At 45.7% G+C, this 24,090-nt stretch carries 14 protein-coding genes; 5 read left to right on the top strand and 9 right to left on the bottom strand.

The features are described 5' to 3' along the window. Positions 1-438 precede the first annotated feature (438 nt). The 4 genes from F6K64_RS14475 to F6K64_RS14460 form a co-directional block, all read right to left on the bottom strand. Complete coding sequence (locus F6K64_RS14475; RefSeq protein WP_008180298.1) at positions 439-3,357, bottom strand: cation-translocating P-type ATPase; 2,919 nt, start codon at positions 3,355-3,357, stop codon at positions 439-441. Between the two features lie 687 nt (positions 3,358-4,044). Next, the gene (locus tag F6K64_RS14470; RefSeq protein WP_008180301.1) at positions 4,045-5,817 is read right to left on the bottom strand and encodes a ShlB/FhaC/HecB family hemolysin secretion/activation protein; all 1,773 of its coding nucleotides are present in this window, start codon (positions 5,815-5,817) and stop codon (positions 4,045-4,047) included. Between the two features lie 873 nt (positions 5,818-6,690). After that, the gene (locus F6K64_RS14465) at positions 6,691-7,872 is read right to left on the bottom strand and encodes a DUF4912 domain-containing protein (protein WP_008180305.1); all 1,182 of its coding nucleotides are present in this window, start codon (positions 7,870-7,872) and stop codon (positions 6,691-6,693) included. Between the two features lie 756 nt (positions 7,873-8,628). Further along, positions 8,629-11,016, bottom strand: coding sequence for an IMS domain-containing protein (locus F6K64_RS14460; RefSeq protein ID WP_044492352.1), 2,388 nt, complete (start codon positions 11,014-11,016; stop codon positions 8,629-8,631). 942 nt (positions 11,017-11,958) lie between these two features. On the opposite strand from F6K64_RS14460, the gene pdhA reads away from it, so the two are divergent. After that, positions 11,959-12,987, top strand: a complete 1,029-nt coding sequence (gene pdhA, locus F6K64_RS14455; RefSeq protein ID WP_008180311.1) for a pyruvate dehydrogenase (acetyl-transferring) E1 component subunit alpha — start codon at positions 11,959-11,961, stop codon at positions 12,985-12,987. 35 nt (positions 12,988-13,022) lie between these two features. Here the strand turns inward: pdhA and F6K64_RS14450 are convergent, their stop codons facing one another. The 4 genes from F6K64_RS14450 to groES all read right to left on the bottom strand — a co-directional run bounded on the left by F6K64_RS14450 (position 13,023) and on the right by groES (position 17,443). Next, entirely contained in the window at positions 13,023-14,267 is a 1,245-nt protein-coding gene (locus F6K64_RS14450; RefSeq protein ID WP_008180314.1) for an ATP phosphoribosyltransferase regulatory subunit, read from the bottom strand. Beyond that, the gene (locus F6K64_RS14445) at positions 14,267-15,235 is read right to left on the bottom strand and encodes a J domain-containing protein (RefSeq protein ID WP_044492359.1); all 969 of its coding nucleotides are present in this window, start codon (positions 15,233-15,235) and stop codon (positions 14,267-14,269) included. The genes F6K64_RS14450 and F6K64_RS14445 overlap by 1 nt, the downstream gene beginning before the upstream one ends. Positions 15,236-15,396: 161 nt before the next feature. Next, positions 15,397-17,028 (bottom strand): chaperonin GroEL, encoded by a 1,632-nt coding sequence (gene groL / locus F6K64_RS14440; RefSeq protein ID WP_008180317.1) that lies wholly within the window; start codon positions 17,026-17,028, stop codon positions 15,397-15,399. 103 nt (positions 17,029-17,131) lie between these two features. After that, on the bottom strand, positions 17,132-17,443 hold the full coding sequence (gene groES / locus F6K64_RS14435; protein WP_008180318.1) for a co-chaperone GroES: 312 nt from the start codon (positions 17,441-17,443) through the stop codon (positions 17,132-17,134). 632 nt (positions 17,444-18,075) lie between these two features. Between groES and F6K64_RS14430 the strand changes: the two genes are divergently transcribed. The 3 genes from F6K64_RS14430 (at position 18,076) to F6K64_RS14420 (ending at position 20,883) form a co-directional block, all read left to right on the top strand. Beyond that, positions 18,076-18,618, top strand: coding sequence for a (2Fe-2S) ferredoxin domain-containing protein (locus F6K64_RS14430; RefSeq protein ID WP_287265674.1), 543 nt, complete (start codon positions 18,076-18,078; stop codon positions 18,616-18,618). 263 nt (positions 18,619-18,881) lie between these two features. Continuing rightward, on the top strand, positions 18,882-19,529 hold the full coding sequence (locus tag F6K64_RS14425) for a response regulator transcription factor (RefSeq protein WP_008180320.1): 648 nt from the start codon (positions 18,882-18,884) through the stop codon (positions 19,527-19,529). A 73-nt stretch (positions 19,530-19,602) separates the two neighbouring features. Then, the gene (locus F6K64_RS14420; protein ID WP_287248905.1) at positions 19,603-20,883 is read left to right on the top strand and encodes an aspartate aminotransferase family protein; all 1,281 of its coding nucleotides are present in this window, start codon (positions 19,603-19,605) and stop codon (positions 20,881-20,883) included. A gap of 17 nt (positions 20,884-20,900) precedes the next feature. Here the strand turns inward: F6K64_RS14420 and xseA are convergent, their stop codons facing one another. Continuing rightward, positions 20,901-22,136 (bottom strand): exodeoxyribonuclease VII large subunit, encoded by a 1,236-nt coding sequence (gene xseA, locus F6K64_RS14415; protein WP_287265672.1) that lies wholly within the window; start codon positions 22,134-22,136, stop codon positions 20,901-20,903. 764 nt (positions 22,137-22,900) lie between these two features. On the opposite strand from xseA, the gene recA reads away from it, so the two are divergent. Beyond that, complete coding sequence (recA, locus tag F6K64_RS14410; protein WP_008180323.1) at positions 22,901-23,986, top strand: recombinase RecA; 1,086 nt, start codon at positions 22,901-22,903, stop codon at positions 23,984-23,986. The last annotated feature ends 104 nt before the right edge of the window (positions 23,987-24,090 follow it).

Here is a 24,090-nt window from a genome sequence, read left to right as displayed (position 1 = left end):
CAGGTTGAAGGTTAACAGGTTGTTCCCCCAAGGCGTCCCTTATAGGGTAGGTTAGCTGGTTGAAAGTGAGCAGGTTCTAGGTTAGCAGGTTCTAGGTTAATAGGTTAACAGGCTTAAGATTAGAAGTTTGATCTGAACTTAAAAAAATATCTAACCGTCCAACCAGCTAACCTTCAACCTTCAACCAGCTAACCTTCAACCTTCAACCAGCTAACCTTCAACCTTCAACCTTCAACCAGCTAACCTTCAACCTTCAACCAGCTAACCTTCAACCAGCTAACCTTCAACCTTCAACCTTCAACCAGCTAACCTTCAACCAGCTAACCTTCAACCTTCAACCTTCAACCAGCTAACCTTCAACCAGCTAACCTTCAACCTTCAACCAGCTAACCTTCAACCTTCAACCAGCTAACCTTCAACCTTCAACCAGCTAACCTACTAACCTTGAACTTTTCCCTTGCTATACCAACGAATAAATAATTTCTCCAGCTCAACCCAAACAAATAGTGACGTACTAAAGCCAATACAGACAGCAAATTCCATCATAGTCAGAGGCTCAGTGCCAAAGAAGTCTTGCAAAAAGGGTACATAGACCAGCAACAGCTGTAAGAGAGTAGTTACAGTAACTGCCAACAGCAAATAAGGGTTAGAGAATGGGTTTAATTCCAGAGTAATGCGTTTGTTGGAGCGCACTGCCAGGGCGTGACCCATTTGAGCAATACATAGGGTAGTAAATACCATTGTCTTCCAGTGAGGGAAGTATCCATAGGCGATTGCCATTAAGGTAATGTTGAAAATGGCAAAAACAATACCAATGCGCACCATATAAGAGCCCAATCCTCTGGCAAAAATACTTTCCTGAGGACTAAAGGGCGATCGCTTCATCACATCGGGTTCTGCTGGTTCCACAGCTAGGGCAAGAGCGGGTAAACCATCAGTGACTAGGTTCATCCAGAGAATTTGTAACGGTGTGAGGGGAACATCTGGTAATCCCATGATCGGGGCTGCGGCAATAGTTAATACCTCACCGATGTTACTGCCCAGGATGTATCTAATAAAGCGACGAATATTGTCATATACTGTCCGACCTTCTTCTGTGGCAGCAATAATGGTGGCAAAGTTGTCATCTAAGAGCACCATATCGCTGGCTTCTTTACTGACATCGGTTCCCGTAATTCCCATAGCGATACCAATGTCAGCTTGCTTGAGAGCGGGTGCATCATTCACCCCATCTCCGGTCATGGCAACAAATTTACCCCTACCCTGGAGTGCCTGAACTATTCTGAGTTTGTGTTCAGGAGCAACACGAGCATAAATGCTGACTTGGTCTACCTGTTCCTCTAGATCAACCTGGGAGAGCTTTTGTAACTCCTGACCAGTCAGTACCTGATCACCATGATTAGCAATTCCCAAATCCTGGGCAATCGCTTTAGCGGTAAGTTTGTGGTCTCCAGTAATCATAATCGGACGAATTCCAGCATTCCGGCACCGCTGAACTGCTTCTAGTACCTCTGGGCGTGGAGCATCCAACATTCCCACTAACCCCAACCACACCAACCCTTGCTCTAAGATTTCATGGTCTGCTTCTGGAGCTGATAAGCGATCTAGGGACTTATAGGCAAAACCTAGCACTCGCAAACCAGCCCCTGCCATTTGGTTATTCTGTTCCAAAATCTGTTGCCGCTGCTCTTCTGTCAAGGGTTGACACCCTAGAGTTCCTGCTGCTCTGTCATCATGATGTACTGATGAAGTACAATGCTCTAACACCAATTCTGGAGACCCTTTGGTCAACATCATGTAACGGGTCAGTTGTGGGTTCTCGGTTGTTCGCGTAGCCTGGCCGAAAGGCCAAGGTTGTTCGCCTTTGGTGTTCGAGTAGGGCAGGTTAGCAGGTTGAAAGCGATCTGGAGAACTATCCCACTGACAAATCACACTCATACGCTTGCGCTCAGAGGAAAAGGGAATTTCATCCACACGGGAATACCTTTGACTCAGGGGTTCCTTATCCACACCCCCTTTACCAGCCAGAGCAATTAATGCTCCTTCTGTGGGGTCTCCTAAAATCTTCCACTCCCCCTGTTCATACTGCAAGATCGCATCATTACACAGAGCACAAGCTAGAAGTAGGGGTTCGAGTTCGGGATACTGTTCTGTAGCAATGGGCTGATTGTCTAGGAGAAATTCCCCTACAGGTTCATAACCATCCCCAGTCACCTGAATACTATAGTTGAGGGTATCCACCCGTTGCACAACCATTTTGTTTTGGGTCAGGGTACCAGTTTTATCAGAACAAATGGTAGTCACACTTCCTAAGGTTTCCACAGCTGGTAGTTTGCGAATTAGAGCATGACGGCGTACCATTCTCTGGGTTCCTAGGGCTAAGGTAACAGTCACCACAGCTGGCAAGCCTTCTGGAACTACAGCCACTGCCATACTTAAAGAAACTTCTACCAGTTGTTGGAACACACTCAAGTCCCAACCGCTTACGCCCAAGCCAATGATAATTACTAGTGCTACTAGCAACAGCGAACCGGTTACCAAGACTTTTCCCAGCTGAGACATGCGCTGTTGCAGAGGTGTCGGTTCACTTTCCACCCCTTGTAGCATCTGGGCAATTTTCCCCAGTTCCGTATTCATCCCAGTACCAGTAACTAGGACTTTACCTCTGCCTTGGACAACTTCAGTTCCCTGAAAAACTAAATTAATGCGATCGCCTATGGGAGTATCTTCTGATAGCTCCACCTCTACGGTTTTATTGACAGCATTAGCTTCCCCAGTCAGTGCGGATTCTCTGACCTGCAAATTCGATGCCTCGATTAGCCTACCATCTGCTCCAACTTGTACCCCAGCTTCCAGCAACATGATGTCCCCTGGAACAAGCTGTGGACTGTCTATCTCTAAGGTACGACCATCCCGCAACACTCGTACCTTAGGAGATGCCATACTTTTCAGGGCTGCTAGGGCTTTTTCAGCACGGCTTTCCTGGAGATACCCGAGGATGCCATTGAGAATCACGATTGAGAGGATAGCAATCGTATCTTTGAAGGGGAATTCACTCGCCTTTTCTGAGGCTTGTTGCAGATTGATCAGATCTAAAATCCCGGAAACTATCGCTACTGCAATCAGCATCAGCAGCATGATGTCCTTGAATTGATCAAGGAACATTGCCCAGGAACTGCGCTTTGCTTTTTCCTCTAACTGATTTAAGCCATAGTATTCCAACCGCTGTGATACCTGTTGAGAGGTCAAACCGACTTGAGGGTCACAGCCGGATTCTGCTAGAGAATTTTCGACAGATTGGTTGTACCACGCTTTTAACGGGTCAGGCAATAAATTAGAATGGGTCAATGGATTCACCGGGAATGTTTGCTTTTAGATGATATTCATTCGATCATAAAAATTTCCTAGGAAGTTTGTAAGCATTCAGCCGTGAGCTTTTAGCTCACGCTACTTGAGGTGCTGTCAGCCGTCAGCGGTGAGCTTAAAACAAGCTATCCGGCTGACGAGTTCAACGGACTGCCAAAGACTATCAATTCCTGGCCGAAAGGCCAGGGAACTGAAATTAAACGAATGCTTACCTCTTTCATTCAAAAGCACCTCAAGTAGCGTGCGCGTAACGCATTAGCTGATAGCACCTCAAGTAGCACCATCTGTAGCGCATTAGCTGTTCACGAACCGTGCGCGTAGCGCATTAGCTGATAGCTTACGGGAGTTTGGAAACCAAGACTATAATCGAATCTAGCGGAACAAAATAGCACCCGATGCAGCAATTGAAGATCTGTTGTTCAAAGTCTGTATTGTTAAGATAGCGAGTTGCCGCTAATTATAGTAATTTAGTCCGTATTTGATCAGGTTTTATATCAAATCCGGATAATTGCCCACAGTTACGATATCTAGAGAAAATCTTTTTCTCCCTGTACCCCTGCGCCCCTGCGCCCCCTGCTCTTTTCACCAGGAAGTATGGGTATTCAACTGGATTTGATATTATTCACTGTTAACGCTCAACGGTTGCCCATTAACCTTAATCGTCAGAGTTTAAATAGTTTAATATTGATAGCGAACATTGAAGTAGAAGCCCTCATCCTGGGCATTGTTACTGCGATCATCCAATTCAAGCAGAGGAATGCCATAGTCAAGTCGCAGATTAAGCCCTGTCACTGGTTGCACAATTAGCCCTAAGCCAATACCCGCTAAAAACCGCTGTGACGGTAACGTATTAGGATTATCAGGGTTATTCCATACATAACCCATGTCGAAAAACGGAATTAGTTGTAATGCGGGGTCATCGTCTACGTCTCGATGTAAAGTTATACGGTCTTCTATAGAAAACCGTACTCCATTGTCCCCTGCTCTGATATTTTGACGGTAGCCCCTCACCGATTGACCACCGCCAAGTAAAAATTGTTGGGGAGGCAATAGGCTATTGGGGGTAAGCTGAACCTCGGTTCCCATAATTAAGAAATTATCCTCTGAGAGAATCTGTAACCGCTGTACTTGACCTACCCAGCGAAAAAAGCGTCCATCAGGTATAGGATCGGGGTTGATAGTGGCATCAAACCACCCAGTTCCGAGACTCAAAAGCGATCGCAAAAACCAAGTTCCCTCCAAATCCCGACGTAGATACTCTTGTTCAAACTTAATCACGCTCAGGGTAGTCGAGCCATCTTGATCTGGACCAAAGCCAAACCCAAGAGGCTCATCACCCAAAAAAGTCTGACCATCTCTGTAGCTGAATCCTAGAGACAGAGCAAATTCTTCCCGAGGTGTGCGGTACAACGGTTGACGAAATCGAATTTCATATAGCTCAGATTCTCCCTCAATATCAAAAACATTGAATGGTGCTTGAGTCACCCGATTACGGTCGATCACTGTTCGCAGTTCTAAGGTACCATTTCGGGGATTGAGGGGAAAGCGATAGCCAAAATCAAAAATATTAGACCCGCCAGTGGTCGAACGGCGATAAGTGAAGGAAATTTCATCCCCATTGCCAGTTAGGTTGAGATGGCGAAGATTAAAGCTGATTCGTTCAGAACCAATACTAGGAGGTGAGTAATTATCAACCCCTACACTTCCTTTGAACGGATTAGCTTCCACAACACGAACAATCAGAATGCTCTGTCCTACTTTTGTTCCTTTGCGGAGGCTCGCTTCTATACTTTCCAACTTTGGGTCAAGCCGTAACAATCGTAATTGTTTTTCCAAATCAGTAGTATTGAATGGTGTTCCGGTACCCAACTGGACACGGCTGCGGATATAGTTGGGATTGAGGCGGCGTGTTCCTTCAACTTCGATCTTTTCTATACCCCCTTCTATAACACGGATTGTAACAATGCCCTTGGTAATGTCAATCGTTTGCTCAGCAAGAAGAATTGCTCTAGTGTTAATATAGCCCTGCTTGAGGTAAAGGGTAGTAATAGCATCCGCGACTTCTCTTAGTTGCTCAATAGTCAGGGAGCGTCCTTGATAGGGTTGTATAATCAGCTTAAACTGCTCTGGTGAAAAGATGGTGCTACCAATGACTTCAATTTTATCAACTTGAATGGTTTTAGAGTCCAAAGCAGTTAGTCTAGCAGGTGTAGTGGCTTGAGTTTCTAGTATAACTGGTCCAACTGAATCTGATAGTATGGGCGCTAATAGTTCAGCTATCTGATTTTGATAATTTCCATCAACCAATTTTACTGACTCCTGAGCGGTTTTATGCTCCTGCTGCTTAAGCAGAAGTTTACTTGCTCTTAGAGATCTATGATTGCTTGGCAAAGAAGTTAGGGTTACTGCTAGGGCATCATTACAACTGGTACAGGCAATTATTAAATACAACGGTGTAAATTTATTTGATATGAATTTATTTAAGAAATACTTTATAAGCACAATTTGAATTAACATCTGATGCCAAAGCAATCCGATCTTCGAGCGCATCGGGTTTTTTATTCTCCTTGGGTGGGGATATCTAGGGATTTTGGGTGACAACGAATGGTCCAAACGTAAACGCCACTAAAAAGCCTAACCCTGATTAGTTCAAAAATTCCAAAAAACTATCACCATCGTCTATCGCAGTTATAGCTTATATCAAATTCGTTTAATTACCCATAATCAAAATCTCTACCCTGTCTGACCGTGTGGTGGTTTTTCCGGTGTCAGTCTAACCTGTGGGTATTCAACAGGTCCGACCCGTGGCGAATTTAATAATTAGATGCGGAAAGCGCACCTAACGGACTTGAGATGAGTTGTTATTCTCTTCAAACCACTTGCGATCATAACCAATTAAGCACACTTGAGGTGCGACCCGTGGCGAATTTAATTCTTAATGGTAAGAGCGCACCTATTGACTTTTGGCAAAAAAATCCCCCGGCTAGTGTCGGGGGAACTCCTTAGAAGTATGAAGTGTGAATTCTGAGGTTATTATAGGCCAATGCTGCTTCTTGAACTATAGCAATCCTAAATAGGTTGTGCTAATTTTATCCAAACGTGATTCTTGCTATACCTGGGTTTCAAGCCCTTGACTTGCCACAACTGATTTAAGGTCGCTATATAGCGTTTATCACAGCTATGAGGTACAGATATTTTTTTCCTTATTACCTATTCCCTGTTTACTGTTCCCTTCACCATGTAAAAGCTGGTTTGGCTTACCCCACCCAACTTCTAAAGTATGGGTGAATAATGATGGGTGGGGAGTATACTCAACAATTGTGTTCAATTGCACACGAGATCAGTATGGCATGATTGCGTCTTGCAGATGAACTTCATATGGATTGAGCGAGTTTCCTTGCCATGCGCTGACACTACCATGATTGGGTAGTCAATTAGGACATCCTGGAAAGACATCTGCAAGCGGAAGGTCCCGTCTGGGTTAATCTTGACTGGACGTCCATCAATAGTAACGGAAGCATCAGGATCGATGCTTCCGTGAATAATTAGCTCTTCATTTGCCACTAAGGACAATTCGGGAGAACGAGCGGGGGGAGCAGAAGCATTGAAACCAGCTCCCGACATGTTTGGAGAAAGCCACTTACCAATACCCGAAGGGAAAGGATTGGAACTTATTGCTGACCTTGGTGCTTGCTCCATAGAACTATAAACAGAATCAGCTACTGCCTGAGCTTCCCCAGATTGAGTTATGCCAAAGATTTCCCCATAGATAGGTCGATCAGGAATTTCCGAGCTACTCCCATTAGCTGTCTGGCTAGGCGGCACAAGTTTTAGGACAGTCTTACCCTGTAGATTATCATCCCAGTTGACCGTGACGAATTGGTCTTCCATCCATTTAGAGGGATAGGCAGGGGGAACATGGATAGGTGCTGAACGGGCCAGAACTAGCCATTGACCATCTTCACAGCGATAACCAATCTCAACTAAATAATCGCGATCGCTAACTGGCATGGGTAGATACCATTCTCGCGCTAGCTCATCACAGGGATATTCTTGGATACTATGGGGACTTTGATAATCCAGTTTGATTGCGGTAACATCATAGAGCCTTAGAGCGAGTTGTTGACCTCCCTGAGAGCGCAGTTCTTTTTTATGTTCATTGGGAATATCCCAATAAGCATAAGACCAATGTGGATCACGAGGCATTAGCACAATCCGGCTTTCACCATAACCTTCTGGTAGCTCTGCTAATCCCTCATCAACAGAAACTAGACTATCACTAGTCGGCTCTTGTTGAGCTAATTCAAACTGGCTTGATTCCTCCTTTGCTTGTGCCTCAATTATCGGCGATGGAGTGGTAGACCTTTTGTGACGTTCTATTGCTTGAATTTCCGCCAATAAGCGTTCTTTACGCATTCTACTGTATCGATATATACCATATTCACTCGCAACTCTACGTAATTGCCGTAGAGTCATTTCTTCTAGGGGAGTTCCTTCTTTTGCCATGATTTCTGTTCTATACGTTGTTAGGTTGCCTGATAGATTACTGATGTCAATCTTGAGGTGCGACCCGTGGCGAATTTAATTCTTAATGCGGAAAGCGCACCTAATTAAAAAAAGTTTTGGTTGCTATGAAACTTACCTAAAGGTCAGACCTGACTAAAGTTTTTATCCTTCTTGATTCCCAGACTTTAATGGAAATTGCCCGTCTACCCTTGCGACATTTCAGTGATTTTTTATACCAACAATATGTTCAAGTCAGCCATCTATAATTTGGTGAAATACTAACAAACCAGCATTTTTATGGGATCCTCTGATCAACTATATATAACAAGGAATTTTTGGGTCAGGTCAAGGGGTAAATAAGCCGATTTTCGGTAAATTCACGCATTTACCAGAAAATCGGGACTCAAAATGTCATGAAATTATCACATCACTCCTCAGGTGCGACCCGTGGCGAATTTAATAATTAGATGCGGAAAGCGCACCTAAGGACTCAGTCATCAATATTATCAAGTTAGGCACCATCAGTGATCCGTATCCAAGAAGGATGAAGCCCTGATCTACTTATCCTTGACACTCTTCATTAATCATTTATCTCTTAGCCTTAATGAGGATAAGCAAGACTATTTGGCTGCTTTCCTCAAGGGTGAGCGAAGCGTGGCAAGGCAAAGCTAATCGCATCATCAATAATCAACAGGAATAATCATTACTTTTCCATTTTCTTTTCGACAGGAATTGACTGGTCAGATATGTTTCTAGTTATCTTACCATCCAACCCTTAATTAACCACTGACCCCCTTGGCGTACTAAGTCATACTTGACTCTTAAGTTGTCATTACTCGAAGCTGCCGGACTCAACATACCATCTTGATATACCTTTGCTTGCTCTTTCACCGCAGCATCTATCACAGCTTGATTAGGATTCGATGTGCTAGTCTCAACTGAGTTAATTTTGACCGTGTGCTTGTAGATCCGGTAATAGTTCTTGGTTTTAGCCGCTTTAGCACTTTTGAGCCAGACAGACAGAGCTGGCTCAGCTAAGATTTTACTAAGTTGCCCTACTTCATGTTTTGGTCCAAAAGCAAGTTTTTTAGTATTTAACCAGGTTTCGATGAGTTGCTGAGCCGTTTCTTGATTTAGAGGACCACTCGGAGCGATCAGCCCACTGCCTGTCGGAGGAATCGGGACTGGAGGTTGGTCAAGCTGAACAAAAGGTTGTTCTCCCTCTAACGGTGGTTTTGAAAAACTTTTGAGAGCTTTATTGAGCAACATCAGCAGGATACCCAGTCCTAGCAAACTTAAAAGACTCAGGAAAATCAGACGTCTTAGTTTAGCCCCTGGTTGGAATCGCTCTGGTGAAGGTTCCATACGATCAGGGGATGAATGATTCAGACTGCTCCGCTGACTTGAGGAGTCTTTGACCAAAGAACCGCCTCTAGACCACCCACCTGAGGCGGTTGAATTGTGACTATCCAGGGTTTTGCCTGACTTCCCACCACCCAGAAAGCTACCTAAGGACTGACGCCTACGACGCCGTCCATGACTCCGCAAGCCTGTGGTTTTTGACTCTAAGTCCTGAGAGGTTTGTGGTTCTGAGCCATTTGATGAGTGGGATATCCCTTGAGCTGTAGGCAAAGTTGATACCCCATTAGTGGTGAAGCGATCGCTATTGACTCGGCTTTGACTAACACCGTTTGCCAACGCCCCACTTGGCCACCTTGACCCCACCGTTACTGGTTCTGCCGTTGTCTGTGAGCCTTGGCCATTGCTTAGTCTATCTTGCCCCAGGATGCTTTTAGAAGAGCCTACCGTTGCATAGGTGGTTGTTTGGGAAGGTACAACCGTCCACTGATTGCTAGTTTCCTCAGATGAATCTGGTAAATTTTCTAGATAGGCTTGTACTTGCTGATCAGCAAAGTATTCCTTCAAAGACACCTTCTGATTGGCCAGATCCCGGAAGTGGGGAAATACAGATTCTTGTAGCCAACGCTCTCCGTAGAGGCATAATCCTGGCAATAAGTCTGGGGAATTTTGAGAATGTTCCCGAATGAAAGCTAGGGGTTCGTATTCCTGGCTCAGTTCCAAGGCACGACTGGCTTCTTCCGTTTGGCCGAGAAGCAGAGCACAAACCCCTTGTTCTAGGTGAACATCCTGCCGCTTACCCAAACGCATCAGCATTTTCTTGGCACGAGCAATCAAAGCCGGTTCTCTGTGGGCAAATCCCCTTGCTAGTAAGGCGTAAACAGCTAGGTATGTAGCAACAGCTGAAGGACGTCGTGCTTCAGCTTCAAATAAGGTTTGCTGTTGGTTGGAGGTAAGATAGCCTCGCAACTGTTGGATAAAGCGTAGAAAGTCATCAATCCCTAAACCAGATTGATCATTACCAGTGCCATCGATCCCTCGACGCTCCTGTAACATTTCTTGGAGCAACCGCAAGCCTTTGCGCCGCTCAATGGCTTTTTCTTCTGGCAGGGCTAATAATTCTAAAATCCGATAAGGGCGAAGTTTATAGAGGTCTGCTTGGATTTCCCCTCGAACACTCGGAAATAAGCCTTCTTGTAGGAGTAATTGTTGTCCAGTTTCTAGGGACATAGCTGCGTTTTCATACTCCCCTTGCTGCCATTCCTCTCGACCTAGCTCTAAGCAGGCAATAGCTAAGGTCAAAACCACGTCGGGTTGAACAAGTTGGGGATCCCCCAATTTCCCCTGACTTAATCCAACGCTGTCACCTTTTTCCAGTAACGGTTGCGCCAGTTTTAGAACCAGTTCGTATTCCCCAAGTTCTTGAAGAATCAGTAAGCTTCCGAGTAATTGGTCGTTATCAATCTCAATCGTAGGAGTTTGAGCTTCGACGGTTTCACCTGTTACTGTTTGATTAGTACCAGGAGCACCCGCCACTGATGGGTGTTGCTCTTGGAGTTGATAAGCTTTGGCAATCAAGCCAGCATCGTACTCCTCTCTTGTTTCAGGGTCACTCAAAACCCCGTAGGCTTTTTCAAGGAGTGTTTTACGAGAGGCTATTGCTGCTTCCGAATACTCTCGGCGCGGTAGTTGTAAGGTACGATCACGATAGGCTTGGCTGAGCTGTTGGGCTGTAGCCTGAATCGGCAATCCTAATATGCGGTAGTAATCGAGCGGAATGCGCACGGTTCACTTCCCCAGCTTTTCGAGCAACTGAATGAGTTGATGATAGCCCATATCGTACTCCCTAAACTGGCTATAGCTATTTATCTGTCACTTTAAAAGACACAGTATCGCAGCTAACCGGTTTTGTCGAGTCGCTAAATACTATTTATTTTAGCAACTGGATCATCTCCTGTGAAGTACCCCAACCTGCAACGCTCACGGTTGGGGCAAACCACTCTCAGGTCAATTCAGGGACGGTCTTATTCGTCTTTTGGGCTTCCCGCGCGCGTCCCCGACGCCTCAAAAAGCCGCGCTAATTTTGGTCTTACTCAGCGTCCACAGGCAGACATCCGCCTTCTATCGACGTATACTTTTACGACAGACAAGTCTTGGAATTACAGCACTGTGGCTAACCAGCCGGGGCTTGTCTCTTTCCTGAGCTCCGCGCTTTACTTTGTATACCTCCAGGTCTAAAAACTGATAGTATATTAGACCGTTTATAAGGTAGCCTTTTAGTCGGTCAGGCGGCTCAGCGACCATCTTCATTTTAGCACGAATCATCACAAGTTATCGTCTCGCTATCCATCCCGGATACGAAACCTGATTGTTGGGTCGCCTTATTACAAAAGCGCCGTTACCTTTTATGCATATCCTGCCGACGCTCAAGCCGCGACCCTACCTTACGGTAACTTCAAGCCCACCTTGGAAGAAGGTGGGTAATTCCGCGAGTTTTGTTAATTAACTTTTACTAAACTAAACAGTATTGATTGTCAAGCAGTAGTGTGATTCTCACTCAACTCAACTTGACCTAACTATTCGCTCTAGGCTTGACCTAAAAGAGAAATCCTAAAAGAGAAATCCTGTAGGCTTGAGTGAAACTTTATGATAGCTTTGCTTAAATTGGCTAAACAAGTAGTTTGGCGAAATGCCAGTATAGTGTTGCGACAAGTATAGGACAAATTAATGGCTCAGGAAAGAACTTTACCTAAAGTAGAGGATTACAGCCCCATTACCAGCGCAGAAGGATTACTCCTTTACGAGGATATGATGCTCGGGCGCTTGTTTGAGGACAAATGTGCTGAAATGTACTATCGGGGCAAAATGTTTGGTTTTGTCCACCTCTACAACGGTCAAGAGGCAGTGTCAACAGGAGTCATCAAGGCGTTGCGTATTGGTGAAGACTTTGTTAGTAGCACCTATCGTGACCACGTCCATGCCTTAAGTGCAGGAGTGCCAGCACGGGAAGTGATGGCAGAGTTATTTGGCAAAGCCACAGGCTGCAGCAAGGGGCGCGGTGGTTCAATGCATATGTTCTCACAAGAACATAATCTCCTGGGAGGTTATGCCTTTGTAGCTGAGGGGATTCCCGTGGCCACGGGTAGTGCTTTCCAAAGTAAATACCGTCGCGAAGCCTTGGGTGATGAGAGTTCTGATCAAGTCACCGTTTGCTTTTTTGGTGATGGAGCTTGCAATAATGGTCAGTTCTTTGAATGTTTGAATATGGCAGCCCTTTGGAAATTGCCCGTTATCTATGTTGTGGAAAACAACAAGTGGGCAATTGGGATGGCTCATGAACGGGCAACATCCCAGCCAGAAATTTACAAAAAAGCCAGTGTATTCGGTATGGCTGGAGTAGAAGTCGATGGCATGGATGTAATGGCTGTCAGAACTGTTGCCCAAGAAGCGATCGCTCGGGCTCGTGCAGGAGAAGGCCCAACCCTTATTGAAGCCCTGACCTACCGCTTCCGAGGTCACTCTCTGGCTGATCCCGATGAACTCCGCTCCAAAGAAGAGAAGGAATTCTGGTTAACTCGTGATCCCATTAAAAACATGGCAAGTTACCTGACAGAAAATCATCTAGCTACTCCCGAAGAACTCAAAGCCATTGAGAGCAAAATCCAGGAAGTCATTAATGATGCAGTTGAGTTTGCCCAAGCCAGTCCTGAACCTGACCCTAGCGAACTACATCGCTATGTTTTTGCTGAGGATTAGTTAACTGAACTAGGAAGTGTGAACTATGAAATACTTCACGCTTTCTTAGTCACGGTCTCAATCCTAGGAGTGCCATCGGTTTCTACCCAGGCAATGTAGGTGATACCGTGACCCAAGGCGTATGCTCTAATTTGTGCTGGTGAGCGTCCCCCTAAATCCATCTCTACCCTGACCAAATGCTCAGAATCTCTAAGTTTCTGGGCATAGGTAAAAGCTACCGCCTCAGCCTCGGGAAATTCTGGCACCACTAACCAATCACTAGCTGGTGTCCGACTGGGTAGTTGATTACTCGACAGTAAGACATAATGAAGGTCTTCTAGGTTGAGGCAAAAACCAATTCCAGGGTAGGTTTCTCCTTGAGGATGATATAGACTCAGCAATTGATCGTACCGCCCTCCCTGGCCTAAAACTCGGCTAGAGCCCTCGCTACTACTGACTACTTCAAAGACAATACCAGTGTAATAGTCAAAGGTTTGTACTAAGGTCAGGTCAAGAACAATCGGTAAGGGGCTAGCGGAACTACTATTTAAAAGTTCCACCAGGGATTTGAGATTGCTCACAATCTCGTGTTCTGATGAGTCTAAATCCAAGCTGGCAACCTTTTGCAAAACATCAGCAGGGTCTCCCCTCAGGTCAAAGAGAAACAATGCCCGCTCTCGTAATTCTGGGGATAGGGGTAACGTTTCTAGGCTAACACGGTCAAGATAGGCAATGGCTTGACGAACCTTGTCTTGCATAGGTTTGGGGAAGGGAGACAAAAGCGATCGCGTTAGCCGAGCTTCCCCCAAAATCAGGTGCCACTGCTGCAACCCTAAATTATTAAGACAATCGGCTAGCAACAGCAGAATTTCCCCATCTGCCAACAGCCCACCAACTCCCAATAATTCTACTCCCGACTGGTAAAACTCTAGTTGACGTCCGTGGTTACCTATAGTTGGTCTGCGAAATACATTGGCATTGTAATAGAGTCGCTGGGGTAAGGATAGGCAGGCTTCACTATTACTGCCAGCAATACGAGTGACCATTGCTCTGGCTATGGATGCCGTTAATTCTGGACGTAGCCCCAGCGTTCCTTCCTCAGCATCGTGCAACTGGATGACCGTGGAACGTTCGACAGCTCCTCCTGCCATCAAGGTATCCAACCATTCTAGAGTTGATGTGATAATCCGGTGATAACTCCAGCGGTGAAATACTTGCTGTAAGTGGTTAGCAATCCAGCGTTTTTGGGTAACTTCTAGGGGGAGTAAATCCCTTGCCCCTGGGGGTGGTTGATGAATCATTACTTTTTCTTTCCACCAAATAAACCACCAAATAAGCCACCACCAGATTTATTGGACGGTTTCCCTTTAGCTGCTTCAGGCGAAACCTTTGGCTGGCTACCGGCACTTTTCGGGGTTAATTCATTTAGAATCTGTTTCGCCTTCAATGCTTTTTCGTTCTGAGGGTTCAATTGCAACGCCTTATTAATGTGTACTTTAGCCATTGTCCCCTTATTTTGCTTCAAATAAGCAATTCCCAATAAACTATGGCAGTCGCTATTGTTTTGGTCCAACTTCAGAGCTTCTCGCAACTCCAAAACTGCCGCAGCAAAATTGTTTTTCACCAAATATCCTTCAGCACGGCGGATATAGCTATCCACTCGTGATACTCCCTTAGTCCCAACCGACCCTCCCTGTGATGTGGCACCGGTAGTAGTCTGACTATTTGGCTGGGTCACACCAGTTGCTTGAGTTTTCACAGGGGTTGAGACAGAAGTTTTTACCGTTTCGCCCTTACCACTTTTACACATCAAATAAACTAGGTTAAGTTCACTGATTTCGGCAATTTTTGCCAAGGCTTGGTCAAGGGCTTGGTATTGCTCTGATGCTAGGTGGTCAACTGAGGTTTTGTAAAGATTATCTAAATTTGCCCCTGCTTGTAATAATTGCTTAGCCGTTGCGCTAGCCAGGGAAATTTTATCTCCTTGAGCCCCTAACCGCTTACTCAAGTGACTTAGACTAGCAGCATAGTCACGATGACCTCTAGAGAGCTGTTCATAAGCAGGATTAACCAGCCGTGTTAACAGCAGATTTGCTTGATTTTTTTCCACTTCGGTACTGGCTTTGCAACTGTCGGGATGCAAACGTCTAGCAATTTGAAGGTACCGTTGACGGACTGCCTTAACATCCGCATCAACTGGAATTCCTAAAACTGCGTGGTAGTCAGTGAAATCAAGCTTGAAGAGTCCGTATTCAATTTTCAAAGACATAGGCAACTGTCCCATCTCAACTGCTGCAAGGCTCGTTTCTAGTATCTCTTAGATTAGATAATCTGGGTTTGTTTCGGCAATAAAAAGCAGCTGCTTCGTTGAAGAAGCAGCTGTATCTATCTTTTATGCCAATTAGAGTGCTTTAATTCATTCGGTAGGCTTTAGTAATCAAAATCGCCACCCATACCAGCACCAGCAGCAGTATTTTCCTTAGGCTCAGGCTTGTCTACCACAATACACTCGGTGGTCAACACCATACCTGCGATGGAAGCGGCATTTTGGAGAGCAGAACGAGTTACCTTAGCTGGGTCAACGATTCCAGCTTCAAACATATCTACAAACTCACCATTGGAAGCATTGTAGCCGACGTTAAATTCTTTTTCTTTAACTCGCTCAGCGATCACCGCACCATTTTGACCAGCGTTCTGGGCAATTCGCTTCAGAGGTGAAGACAGGGCACGAGCAACAATCAATGCACCGGTAAGTTCTTCAGCCTTCAGGTTCTCGTTTGCCCAAGTTTCTAGGTCAGGAGTCAGGTGAGCTAGAGTTGTACCACCACCAGGGACAATACCTTCTTCCACAGCTGCCTTGGTAGCGTTGATGGCATCTTCCAGACGCAGCTTGCGGTCTTTCATTTCCGTTTCTGTAGCAGCACCGACTTTAATCACAGCGACACCACCAGCCAGTTTAGCTAACCGCTCTTGCAGTTTTTCTTTGTCGTAGGAAGAATCCGTTTCGTCCATCTGACGGCGGATTTGCTCACAACGACCCTTCACTGCATTTTCGTTACCTTCAGCAACGATAGTGGTGTTGTCCTTAGTTATGGTCACACGACGGGCTTTACCCAGCATTTCCAGCTTAGCGTTTTCAAGCTTTAGACCTGCATCTTCGGTAATTACTTGTGCACCAGTTAGGGTAGCAATGTCTTCCAGCATAGCCTTACGGCGATCGCCAAAGCCAGGAGCCTTGACAGCTGCCACATTCAAAACACCCCGTAGGCGGTTGACCACCAAGGTGGCCAGGGCTTCTTTCTCAATGTCTTCAGCAATAATCAGCAACGGCTTGCCAGAACGAGCCACTTGCTCAAGTACTGGCACCAGGTCTTGTACCAGGGTGATTTTCTTGTCAGTGAGTAGGAGGTGAGGTTCTTCTAGAACTGCTTCCATCCGCTCAGTGTCAGTAGCAAAGTAGGGAGAGATATAGCCTTTGTCAAAGCGCATCCCTTCGGTAATTTCTAGTTCAGTGGTCATAGACTTCCCTTCTTCAAGGGAAATCACGCCCTCTTTGCCCACTTTGTCCATTGCGTCAGCAATCATCTGACCAACGGTCTCATCGTTACCCGCAGAGATAGAACCAACTTGGGCAACGGCTTTAGAGTCTTCTACTGGGCGGGCATGTTCAGCAATCTTGTCCACCAGAAACGCAGTAGCTTTATCAATACCCCGCTTCAGGGCGATCGGGTTTGCACCGGCAGCAACATTGCGCAAGCCTTCTTTGACCACAGCATGAGCTAGTACCGTAGCGGTTGTAGTCCCATCACCAGCAGCATCATTGGTTTTTGAAGCTGCTTGCCGAATCAGAGAAACACCAGTGTTTTCAATGTGGTCTTCCAGTTCAATCTCTTTAGCAATGGTGACACCATCATTAACAATTTGAGGAGCACCAAACTTCTTCTCTAACACTACGTTGCGACCTTTTGGTCCAAGGGTGACAGCTACAGCTTCAGTCAGAGTGTCCATTCCCTTTTCTAGGGCGCGACGAGCATTTTCGTTGTAAATAATGCGCTTAGCCATAGGTTTTGAGTTCAGTTCCTAACGGTGATTAAGGTTGAAGATAAAAGCCTTGAAGGTAAAAGGGTTGAGGGTTTAAGGGCTCAACTTGTTTGCCTTCAAGGTGTTAGCTGACGACTGCCAAGATGTCTTTTTCTGACAACAAAACGTACTCTTCGTTCCCTAACTTAATATCGGTACCAGCGTACTTGGAGTAAAGTACCTTGTCCCCTACTTTGACTTCGAGAGCAGCGTGAGAACCATCATCGTTGCGCTTCCCAGGTCCGGTGGCTACAATTTCCCCAACTTGAGGCTTTTCCTTAGCGTTATCGGGTAGTAGAATACCGCCAGCAGTTTTTTCTTCAGCGGCGCTTACCTTAACAAAAACTCGATCCCCTAAGGGCTTAACGGTGGAAACACTCAGAGTTACAGCTGCCATATCAGTTTTTCCTCTCTACTTCATCTGATTCATCTGAGCCGATTTAGCACTCTCAGCTCCTGAGTGCTAATTTACTCAAAATCAGCAGTACATGGCAATAAATACCTCTGTACGGGTTCCCGAACTCATAGCAGGTTAACAGATAGCAAATGCACGGATCAGATAGCTTTGGGTTATTATCTGTGTATCAGTATCGGTATGGTGTAGCTTGTCCCTATTTCATCAGGTGCGACCCGTGGCGAATTTAATTCGCCGACGGCAAGGGCACCTAGAAGGTTTTACATTAGTCCCAGAAATTGGTTAAAAAACCAGCACTGCAACCAATGGACTGCTGACCACTGACAACTAGGACAAGCAAATAGATATAACAGATAGGTTGTTACTCTCCCCCTTTAAGCATTCAGCTAATGCGCTACAGATGGTGCTACTTGAGGTGCTATCAGCCGTCACTTAATCAACGGTCGGTAGTAAACAAGCACCGGGAGTGCTGGTACGGCTGGTTGAAAATCCCTGCTCGTTTTACTGATCCAACGCCGTGCAGTTAAAGCCCCTGCTAGCTGATAGCTGATAACTGACCGCTGATAGCTGACCTCGCACTTTCAACTCATCCTCACACAAAAGCCCTAAAACTCATGCCAGCAGACAAAACTGAGCCTGAAGCTACCCAAGCATCTAATTCTGATAATTCTGATAATTCTGATAATTCTGACACTTCCACTATCGAAGCATCAGAGCAAATTACCCTAGCTGCTAACATAAAAAGCTTAGGGCTTAATCAAATTCAGCGCCACATTTTCCTGTGTGCTGATCAAACTAAACCGAAATGCTGCTCAAAAGAAATTAGCCTTCAATCCTGGGAATATCTCAAAAAACGCCTTAAAGAGCTAAAACTAGACCAGCCCAAGGATGTTCAACCAAGTGGCATTTTTCGCACCAAGGCTAATTGTCTGCGAGTCTGTACCTATGGTCCTGTCATGGTAGTTTACCCAGACGGTGTTTGGTATCACAGTGCTACTCCTGAGGTGATTGAACGCATTATTCAAGAGCATATTATTGGCAACCAAGTTTTAGAAGACTATGCTTTTTTAGTTCATCCTTTGCCAGAAACTCTTCAACCATCTGCTTTAGACTACCAGGCAATGGAAGCAGCTCCTCCCCAACCCCAAGCAGGTTAACATCCTAGTTGTAATGAAGCCCACCTTGGCGACGCAACGGGTTCTAAAATCTACTGACTTGGCCAGCCTAGGGTTCCCGGTGCAACGTTCAAGTTAAGTCTTTTCCTTACCAACCCTAATTCTTACCAACCCTAATTATGGTGAGGTAGGATTATTGGTTGGAGAGTTAAAGCAGCTTGGTAACTTCCAGGCATTAGAAAAGGCAAGAGGTACTACCACTATTAACAAAATTAAGCAAGCAAAGTATAAAAAACGTTACAGTTATGAAGGACAATGCTGTAAGAGAGCAACAAAAACTGCTGCTGATTGATGATGACCCCAACCTCATATTGCTAGTCAAGGACTACCTAGAGTTTCGGGGATACGAGGTGATGACCGCTGAACATGGGAAAGAAGCTCTGGACATTTTAGAGCAGGATATTCCTGATATGATTATCTGTGACGTGATGATGCCAGAAATGGACGGCTATACCCTGGTAGAAAAGGTCAGAGATGATTCTCGCACCAGCTGCATTCCGGTACTATTTCTCTCAGCCAAGGGTCAAAGCCAAGATCGAATAAAAGGACTCAATAAGGGTGCGGATATTTATATGGTTAAGCCCTTTGAGCCAGAAGAACTGGTAGCACAGGTGGAATCTTGCCTCAAGCAAACTGCTCGTATGATGCAGCTCACAGTTTCTAATCCAGACAGCGCACCCAGAATTAACGTTCCTTACGATGTTGATTTGACTCCTACTGAGCGGAAGGTTGTCCAGTTTGTGGCAAGAGGTATGGCAAATCGGGAGATTGCTCAGCAGCTGAATGTTTCTCAGCGTACCATAGAAAGTCATGTGTCTAACATGCTAGGGAAAACTGGTCTCCATAACCGTACTGAATTAGCCCGTTGGGCAATTGAAAATAGTATGGCATAACGCTCCATACGCTCATTGGTAAAGCCTAGCAAGCCAACCTTGACCGTTCACTAATCACACAAGGACTAAGCTCGTGAGCCCAGAAACTATTGTTAACAATCCCACCCGACCGGCAGAGTCAGCTCCGGCTGGGGGTGCACCTTATGACCTAACTGAATTTGATGCTAGGGTCATGAAAACCTATGGACGCTTTCCTATTGCCTTAGAGCGGGGTGCCGGTTGCCATGTCTGGGATACTTCCGGGCGAGACTATCTTGACTTTGTGGCAGGGATTGCTACCTGTACCTTAGGTCATGCTCACCCAATTGTGGTAGAAACGGTAATTAAGCAAATCCAAAAGCTAAACCATGTTTCCAATCTCTACTACATTCCAGAGCAAGGGGCATTAGCGAAGTGGCTCATTGACCATTCTTGTGCAGAACGAGTATTTTTCTGTAACTCGGGAGCGGAGGCTAATGAAGCTGCTATCAAACTGGCACGGAAATATGGCCACACTGTGCTCGATATTGAACAGCCAGTGATTTTGACCGCTCAGGCCAGTTTCCATGGGCGAACCTTGGCAACAATCACAGCTACTGGCCAGCCTAAGTACCAGAAAAACTTTGACCCCTTGGTACCTGGGTTCGAGTACGTACCCTACAACGATATTCAGGCATTGGAAAATGCGATCGCAGATATTGATGAGGGAAATCGCCGGGTAGCAGCAGTGATGCTGGAACCATTACAGGGAGAAGGAGGTGTTCGGCCAGGAGACCTAGACTACTTCCAGCAAGTTAGAGAGATCTGTGATGAAACTGGCATCCTGCTGATTCTGGATGAAGTCCAGGTGGGTATGGGTCGCACTGGTAAATACTGGGGCTATCAGAATCTGGGAATAGAGCCAGATATCTTCACCAGTGCCAAGGGATTGGCTGGTGGCATTCCCATTGGAGCAATGATGTCTAAGAAATTCTGTGATATCTTCCAACCCGGAGAGCACGCTAGCACCTTTGGTGGTAATCCATTTGTCTGTGCAGTCGCCCTATCTGTAGGAAAAACCTTGGAACAGGAGAATATTTTGCAAAATGTTCAGGTGCGGGGTGAGCAGCTGCGCACCAGACTAACAGCGATCGCTCAGAAATATCCCGAAGTTATTGACGAAGTGCGAGGCTGGGGTCTAATTAATGGGCTTGTACTAAAATCAGATATCGATCTGACTTCCGTGGATGTAGTTAAAGCCGTTATGGAACGAAGTTTGTTGTTGGTACCAGCAGGACCAAAGGTAGTTCGCTTTGTTCCACCCCTAATTGTGTCAGCTCAGGAAGTTGACCAAGCGGCTCTTATTGTAGAGCAAGCCTTACAAGCTTTAGCTTAACCGTCAACGGTCAACCGTCAACTATCAACAATGTCGATAATCTTGACTTTAACTTGACCCTCACCTAACTGAATTTGTAGTTCTTCTCCAGGAGCCAAATGCCCTGTAGACGAAGCAATGGTTCCATCTGAGGTGCGCACTAGTGCATAGCCTCGTTGTAGGACTTTTTGAGGGTCAAGGGTATTGAGTTTTTCCTTGAGAAGTTGACAGTGCTGGATCCCTTGGCTCAGACGCTTTGATGTCACTTGCAACAATCGCTGATGCTGAAATGCAATCGCATTTTGTTCCTGGTGTAGTTGTTGGTCTAGAGCTAGGTGTCGCAATCGTGTTCGTAGATGGTGCAGTTGATGGCGAGATGCCTGTGTGATTTGAGTCACCGCTTGATAAAGGCTAGTCTGCCGCTGTTGATGTTCAGCATAAAGGGTGATCAGTTCTGGTACAGCTTGTTCCGCTGCTGCTGTCGGGGTGTGAGCACTGTAGTCAGCTACTAAGTCAGCTAAGGATTCATCCCGTTGATGACCAATACCAGTGATCACCGGTATTGAGCATTGAGCAATTGCTCGCACCACCCGTTCATCATTGAAACAAGCTAAATCCTCTGATGCTCCACCCCCCCGAGCTAATATCAGCAGTTTGGCTCTGCCATCCCGCTCGACTCGATCAATAGCGTTAACTATTGATGTGGTCGCAAGTTCTCCTTGAACCTGAGCTGGTGAAAGCAAGACTCGTAAACCAGGATACCGTTGCTGTAGTGTACGTTTAATATCTCCCCAAGCGGCAGCTTGGGGGGAGGTAACCACAGCAATAGTTTCAGGATGAATCGGCAAGGGGCGCTTTCGTAGTGGGTCAAATAATCCTTCTGCTTCAAATCGTTGACGTAATTGGCGTGAGCGCAAGGCTTGCAACCCCTCACCCGCCGGTAAGGCTTGCCAGACATTCAGCTGATACTGTCCCCGCTGAGGATAAACTCGAAGGCTGCCCAAAATAATCAATTGTTCTCCTATTACTGGTAGTTGCACCAGCTTGCTTAACTGGCTCCTCCAGGCTACACACCGTATAGTAGCCTTGGCATCTCCGTCTTGGAGGGTAAAAAACATCCCTTTTGGATGGTGGTTACTACTAGAGACTTCTCCAATCACCCAAACTCTATGGAGTTGGTCATCTTCCTCTAACAACTCTTGGATATAGTCGGTTAACCCAGCAACCGACACAATTGCTTCTGAGAATAGGGAATTGATTGTAGATGAGGCCATTGTATCGGTAATCGTTAATAAATTAATAATTTTTCACATCATGCTCTTGAATGTTTCCTAGTGACTGATCGCGTAGCGTGGCCAAAGGCCTTTCAAGGCTTTTGCTGATTATATATAATCAATTTTAGTTAAATCCTGAACAAAAGTATTTCCTAGTGGGTAGCCCATGCCAAGATTGATACCCATAGCAACAGGTGCGCGCCCGTTCGCGCCCCGCGTATCCTAAGGAAAAGGTAAAGCGGACCTATGAGAAAATCCCACTAGTTCCTTTAAGATCATTTCTTTACAAGCAAGTACTTTTGTACTATACTTTACTCAAGTAACTGATCCTCCTCAGCATTCCTACCCAGCTTAACCAAGCAGTGTTGCAGAGAGCTCAAGGAGCTTAAACAGTTAAAATGGATCAGTAACTATAGTCTGGCCTGATCCTTGCATTTAAGAGCCAGAAGGATTGAACAACACCAATCTTAACAAGGGATGGGATTTACCAAACCGTTGGCCTAATATAGAGTATCAGTCAGATCGGTGAAAACCCCTAATTTCAATAAAATTAAAATTTACAGCACAGCTGTTGTTGAGGTATTTTCCCTCCTCCTGTGGCAATAACTACCACAAAGCGTGTTAGTCCAATCCTACTTTTAAGGTTGCGTGTAGGCGGTCTTTAACTCCTTGAGCAACATCCCCTCTCAATTCCCCATGTTTCTTTAGGGGGAGAATTCAAACTACCTAATTAGTCCCGATACAGTAAACTTTTTGAGGCATCCATGGCTACCCCAATCACAAACAGTCCCGAAAAAGAAAAAGCTCTGAACCTGGTACTAAAACAAATTGAGCGTAATTTTGGTAAAGGTGCCATCATGCGCTTGGGTGATGCCACCCGCATGAAAGTGGAAACCATTCGGAGTGGGGCAATTACCCTAGATTTAGCCTTGGGGGGTGGTCTGCCAAAAGGTCGCATTATTGAAATTTATGGCCCAGAAAGCTCTGGTAAGACAACCCTAGCCTTGCATGCCGTTTCAGAAGTGCAAAAATCTGGGGGAGTTGCAGCGTTTGTTGATGCAGAACATGCTCTTGATCCCACCTACTCGGCAGCTTTGGGGGTTGATATCGCCAACCTTTTAGTATCTCAACCTGACACAGGGGAATCAGCCCTAGAAATTGTGGATCAACTGGTTCGTTCTGCCGCAGTGGATATTGTTGTTATTGACTCTGTAGCTGCTTTGGTACCCCGTGCAGAAATTGAGGGGGAAATGGGTGATAACCAAGTGGGTTTACAGGCGCGGTTGATGAGTAAAGCGCTCCGCAAGATTGCTGGTAACATTGGTAAGTCTGGGTGTACTGTTATTTTCCTCAATCAGCTACGACAAAAAATCGGCATCACCTATGGTAGCCCAGAGGTGACTACGGGTGGTAATGCACTTAAGTTCTATGCTTCAGTTCGCCTGGATATTCGTCGAATTCAAACCCTGAAAAAATCTAACGAGGGGGAATATGGGATTCGTGCCAAAGTCAAAGTTGCCAAAAATAAAGTTGCCCCTCCTTTCCGCATTGCAGAGTTTGACATTATTTTTGGCCAAGGGATTTCCCGCTTAGGGTGTCTGGTGGATTTAGCAGAACAAACCAAAGTCATTCTGCGCAAGGGAGCCTGGTATAGCCACAATGGGGACAATATTGCTCAAGGTCGGGATAATACAGTTAAGTATTTGGTTGAACATCCCGAGTTTGCTGAGAATATTGAGCAGCAAGTACGTCAACAACTGGACATGGGAGCAGTAGTTTCAGCTAACTCAGTGGCTCCTGTGGATAGCAAGGAAGCAGATAGCATTGAAGCAGGAGAAGAAGAGGCTTAATCTATCAGCATTCAGCTATCAGCATTCAGCTATCAGCATTCAGCTAATGCCCTACGCGCACGCTACGGGAACAGCTTTTGAATCAAACAGGTAAGGATTGGTTT

This window comes from Moorena sp. SIO3A2 (assembly GCF_010672265.1).
Lineage (GTDB): Bacteria > Cyanobacteriota > Cyanobacteriia > Cyanobacteriales > Coleofasciculaceae > Moorena > Moorena producens.
This window is presented reverse-complemented; position numbering and strand designations above follow the sequence as displayed.

Excerpts from the sequence above, each read along its gene's own strand:
- recA (WP_008180323.1), top strand. The coding sequence starts at position 22,901 with ATGGCTACCCCAATCACAAACAGTCCCGAAAAAGAAAAAGCTCTGAAC.
- xseA (WP_287265672.1), bottom strand. The coding sequence starts at position 22,136 with ATGGCCTCATCTACAATCAATTCCCTATTCTCAGAAGCAATTGTGTCG.
- F6K64_RS14465 (WP_008180305.1), bottom strand. The coding sequence starts at position 7,872 with ATGGCAAAAGAAGGAACTCCCCTAGAAGAAATGACTCTACGGCAATTA.
- F6K64_RS14425 (WP_008180320.1), top strand. The coding sequence starts at position 18,882 with ATGAAGGACAATGCTGTAAGAGAGCAACAAAAACTGCTGCTGATTGAT.
- F6K64_RS14450 (WP_008180314.1), bottom strand. The coding sequence starts at position 14,267 with ATGATTCATCAACCACCCCCAGGGGCAAGGGATTTACTCCCCCTAGAA.
- pdhA (WP_008180311.1), top strand. The coding sequence starts at position 11,959 with ATGGCTCAGGAAAGAACTTTACCTAAAGTAGAGGATTACAGCCCCATT.
- F6K64_RS14445 (WP_044492359.1), bottom strand. The coding sequence starts at position 15,235 with ATGTCTTTGAAAATTGAATACGGACTCTTCAAGCTTGATTTCACTGAC.
- groES (WP_008180318.1), bottom strand. The coding sequence starts at position 17,443 with ATGGCAGCTGTAACTCTGAGTGTTTCCACCGTTAAGCCCTTAGGGGAT.
- groL (WP_008180317.1), bottom strand. The coding sequence starts at position 17,028 with ATGGCTAAGCGCATTATTTACAACGAAAATGCTCGTCGCGCCCTAGAA.
- F6K64_RS14430 (WP_287265674.1), top strand. The coding sequence starts at position 18,076 with ATGCCAGCAGACAAAACTGAGCCTGAAGCTACCCAAGCATCTAATTCT.